This window comes from Candidatus Thermoplasmatota archaeon (assembly GCA_035541015.1).
Classification (GTDB): Archaea; Thermoplasmatota; SW-10-69-26; order JACQPN01; family JAIVGT01; genus DATLFM01.
This window is the reverse complement of the sequence record DATLFM010000009.1, coordinates 1-4,147: the sequence shown is the minus strand read 5'-3', so window position 1 is coordinate 4,147 and position 4,147 is coordinate 1. Positions and strand designations below refer to the sequence as shown.

The window sequence follows — 4,147 nt, the reverse complement described above, 5'->3', positions numbered from 1 at the left end:
CGCGTGGTTCCTGCGCGAGCTCGGACGCGAGGTCGTGCTGCTCGAGAGCGGAGTGCTCGCCGGCGGGGCCTCCGGCCGCAACGCCGGCTTTGTCATCACCGGGCTTGGCGAGCACTACGCGAACTCAATCCGCACCTACGGCGAGAGCGACGCGCGCGAGATCTGGCGCATCAACCACGCAAACGTGGACCTCGTCGAGCAGGTCGTGCGCGACGCCAAGCTCGCCGACGCGTGCGGCTACGCGCGGCGCGGCGGCCTCACGATCGCGAGATCGCCGCAGGAATGGGACGTCCTCCAGGAAAGCGCGCGGCTGCAGAACCGCGACGGGTTCGGCGGAACGCTCGTTCCCGCGGACGATCTCAACGAGCGCCTCCAAAGCGTCGGATTCGCGGGCGGAATCCTCCAGCCGCGCGACGGCGAGATCAACTCCGCGCGCTTCGTGCGGGGCCTTGCGCGCGCGGCCGAGTCGCACGGCGTGCGCGTCTTCGAATCCTCGCCCGTGCGCGCGATCGTCCGCGAGGGCGGGCGCTGGCGGCTTGCGCTTCCGGGCGCCACCGTCGGCGCCGAGCACGTGGTCGTCGCGGCAAACGCGTGGGCGCGATCCCTTTCGCCCTACCTTGCCGCGCACACGTTCCCCGTGCGCGCGCAGGTCCTTGCGACCGACGTCCTGCGCCATCCCGGCTTCGACCTCCCGGTGTACTGCGACTACGGGTACGAGTACTGGCGAGGGTACGAAGGGCGCGCCATCGTGGGCGGCGAGCGGCCCGCGGACCGCGCCGCCGAGTACACGGACGAGGACGCTTTGAACCCGAAGGTCCAGGCGGGACTCCTCTCGTTCCTCTCGGAGCACTTCCCGACCGCGCGCCCCGTCGTGACCCACCGCTGGAGCGGCATCATGTGCTTCTCGGAGGACGGGCTTCCCATCGTGGGCGCGCTCCCGGAGGGGCCCAACCTGTGGTGCGCGGCCGGCTTCACGGGGCACGGTTTCGGCTACGCGCAGGTGAGCGCGCGTTGGATCGCCGAAGCCATCCTGCGCGGAAAGGACGGGATCGCCCCGATCCTGCGCGTGGGCCGCGTCTTCGACGGCCGCAAACGCCCGCAATGATCAGAAGGCCGGCTCGAACGTCTCGTCGGAAAGCGCCCGCGGCCGCGGGAGTCCGCGGCGGCTCAGCCACGCCTCGACGGCGTCCGGGTTGCGCGCCCGGAAGCGGACGACGTGCCGGTTGCACTCCCACGCGAGGCCCGCGACCTCGAGCCCGTCGCGGCTTGCCGCCGCGCAGAACTCCGCGAGCGCGCTTGGCTCGGCGCCCAGTTCGACTTCGAAATGGCGCATGGTTTCGCCCCGGTTTCCCATGGACGCGTCGCGGCTAGGACCTTCTCAAAGCGGAACAATGGGCGGTGCCGTTGAAGGATTCGAGTCCAGAAACGGCGAAAAGAAATTATGACCCTAAAAGAGGGCGCGGGCAAGGTGCGCCTCGCCCGCGTTCGTTCACCTACCAGCCGAGGACCTTCTTTGCCGTCGCGAAGTGCTCGGGCGAAGGCTCGATGCAAAGCTCGACCTCTCCGGGGCGCTCGCCCGCGAAGCCGTACATGGAGTCGATGTTGACGCCCGAGTCGAAAAGCTCGCGGCAGATCGTGGCAAGCGCGCCCGGCGTGTTGGGCACCGAGCGCGTGAGCACGTCGCGCGTCACGAACGGGATGTTCTTCGTCCGAAGCCACGCCTCGGCCGTCGGCGCCGACGTGGGCGTCACGGTGAATCGGAAGGTCCCAAACTCGGCGCCCGGCACGCAGGCCATGCCGGTGATGTTCACGTTGGCGCGCGCAAGCCCCGCGCAGAACTCCGCAAGCGATCCCGGCCGGTTCTGCAAGCTCACCACGAATTCCTTCGTCATTCGCGAATCACCCACCCACGGGAACGCGGGGGACCGTCAAGTGCGCGTTGCAAAGTGCGAAACCGACCTACGGGAGGACGTTGACAGTTTCGAGGATCGGTTGCGTGGCCGTCGTCAGGTCGTATTAGCGGTCTTGCACGACGACCGTGTCGGCAACGACGTCGCCCAGACGCTGGTCGAGCTCCGTCCGCGACAGGAGCCACGCGTCGGCGGCGAGCACGACGTAGCCCGTGAGAGCCGCGCCGTCCAGCAGGAAGACGCCAAGAGGAAGGAGCATGGCGTGGAGCGCAGCGGGGACCCACGGCAAGCGGAAGAGGTTTCGGACAAAGCAGGCGAGCAGGCTTGGCATGCGCCCTTCCACCGTCGCAACGCGAAGGCCGAACAGGCGCTTCCCCGGCGTGGCCGCCCAGGCGTACTCGAAGAGCGTGAAATAGGCGAGCGCAAGCGGCAGCGCAACGAGGAGCACGAAGACGGACGCGCGCGCGAAGGCCGGCGCGTCGGGAAGCGCCGGCAAGAGGACGCGGAACAGGAGCGCGATCGCAAGCGCGCCCACGACGCCAAGGAGGACAAGCGCGTCCACGAGGAAAGCCGCGAGCCGCAGCGCCGCCGAGGCCGTCCGAGGCGGCGGCGGGCGGACGAACGCGCGCGGCAACCCCGCAAGCTCGGCCACGACGTCCCGCGCCGCCGCGTGGGCTTCGAGCGCCGTGGCCCGCGTGGAACGCAAGCCGGAGAGGCCGAGGATCTCCCGCGCGCGGCGGAAGAGCGTGGGCGACATGGAGTCGGGCGAGCGCGTCGAGAGCGCGTCGGCCACCGCGGCGCGGGCCGCCTCGCGCGAGCGGTCCCATTCGCCCCGCCAAAGGTGCGCCTCCGACCGATCCAGGGCCGCCATCGCGCGCTGCGTCGCGGCGGAGGCGGGGCTTCGGGCGAGGGCCGCGAGCGCGCGGCGCCGGTCGTCGGCGCCTGCGTCCACGCGCGCGAACACGGCGACGGGCCGCGCGCGCGCCAAGCCGACCAGGACGGCGCACGCGAGCATCGCCAACGTTCCGGTGAGGGGAACCATGTCGAAGGCGCCCGCGCCGCCGATCGAGACGACGCCGGGCTCGGGCCAGAGCGCGTAGTGATCGAGGATGGCGCCCGCGTTTGCCAGGTCCGCGCCCACAAGCGCGCCGAGGCTTCCGGAGGCGTACGCGACGGGGAGCGAGCGGGGAAGATCGCGGATGGAGACGGCCAGAGCGAAGGCCGCGGCCACGACGGGCGGGAAGAAGAAGGCGGGGAACTCCGCGAAGACGCCGATTGCCGGATCGAAGCGCGCCACGTGGTGCGCAACGAGCGCGACGAGGACCGTCCCCGCGAGGGCCGTGACGCCCACCACCCGCAGGCGCCCGGACTCGCGCGAGCGGGCGATCCACAGGCCGGCGATGAGGATCGGGAGCAAGCCGCCGCCCAGGTTGAGCGCGATCCACGTTCCGCCCACCGGGGCAAGCGGAACGTTCAGCGTAACGCCCACCACGGGACCCAGCGCCAGAAGGAGCACCTCGCGCTCTCCAAAGCCGACCTCGGCGAACACGTCGGTGCGCCGACGGAAGAGAGCCCACGCGCCAAGGAGGGCCACGGCCGCCAGGAGCAGGGGCCAAGGCGCAAGCGACCCGAGAACCGCGAGCGGTTCGAGCACCGGCGGGAAAATCGGCGCTTTCCCATAACGCTTTCTCCGCGGGCCGACGGAGGGATTCTTGGACCCTCCACCGATTCCCTCCCGTGGTCGGCGAAACGGTCTGGTTCGTGCCCGCCGACGGGCCGCCCGAGGCCTTCCTCGACGCCCTGCGCGTGGCGCTTTCGAGGCGGGGAATGACGATCGCCTCCGCGCGGGCGTACGACTTCGTGGCGCTCCACCGGCGGACGCGCGTGTACGTCCGCGCGGGCCCCCACGGACGGGGGGTGGAGCTTTGGCTCAAGGTCAAGGCGCCCTTGTTCGGCCGCGGCGACCAGGCCCTGCAGGAGGTGCAAGCCGCCTGCCAGGAGGTCCAAGCCGCGCTTGCGGAGCGGGCCGCCCAATTCGCAGGGAAGAAATAGGTTCCCCTTGCATGCGGGGGCCATGAGCGGCCGAAGCCTTGCCGCGTGCGCGGCCACGATCGCCTTGGTCTTCCTCGCCGGCTGCACGGGGCCGGGCCTGAGCAACGCGAACGTCGTCAACACGCAAAACCAGTTCTCGATCGCGTGGACCCTGGGAAGCCACACCGAGAGCAAGACCTACACGT

At 70.7% G+C, this 4,147-nt stretch carries 5 protein-coding genes; 2 read left to right on the top strand and 3 right to left on the bottom strand.

Annotation, left to right across the window (positions count from 1 at the left end):
• On the top strand, positions 1-1,105 hold a 1,105-nt coding region (locus VM681_00720), incomplete at its 5' end, for an FAD-dependent oxidoreductase (protein HVL86519.1).
• On the opposite strand, the gene VM681_00715 is transcribed toward VM681_00720, so the two are convergent.
• From VM681_00715 to VM681_00705, 3 genes are all read right to left on the bottom strand, one after another.
• Entirely contained in the window at positions 1,106-1,333 is a 228-nt protein-coding gene (locus VM681_00715; GenBank protein HVL86518.1) for a hypothetical protein, read from the bottom strand.
• A 160-nt stretch (positions 1,334-1,493) separates the two neighbouring features.
• Complete coding sequence (locus VM681_00710; GenBank protein HVL86517.1) at positions 1,494-1,892, bottom strand: ACT domain-containing protein; 399 nt, start codon at positions 1,890-1,892, stop codon at positions 1,494-1,496.
• Positions 1,893-2,016: 124 nt separating this feature from the next.
• Positions 2,017-3,564 (bottom strand): DUF1614 domain-containing protein, encoded by a 1,548-nt coding sequence (locus VM681_00705; protein ID HVL86516.1) that lies wholly within the window; start codon positions 3,562-3,564, stop codon positions 2,017-2,019.
• Positions 3,565-3,647: 83 nt separating this feature from the next.
• Between VM681_00705 and VM681_00700 the strand changes: the two genes are divergently transcribed.
• Positions 3,648-3,962, top strand: a complete 315-nt coding sequence (locus VM681_00700) for a hypothetical protein (protein HVL86515.1) — start codon at positions 3,648-3,650, stop codon at positions 3,960-3,962.
• Positions 3,963-4,147: the final 185 nt, after the last annotated feature.

What these genes read in the sequence shown, in the direction of transcription:
- VM681_00715 (HVL86518.1), bottom strand. Translation starts at nt 1,333, where the DNA reads ATGCGCCATTTCGAAGTCGAACTGGGCGCCGAGCCAAGCGCGCTCGCG.
- VM681_00710 (HVL86517.1), bottom strand. Translation starts at nt 1,892, where the DNA reads ATGACGAAGGAATTCGTGGTGAGCTTGCAGAACCGGCCGGGATCGCTT.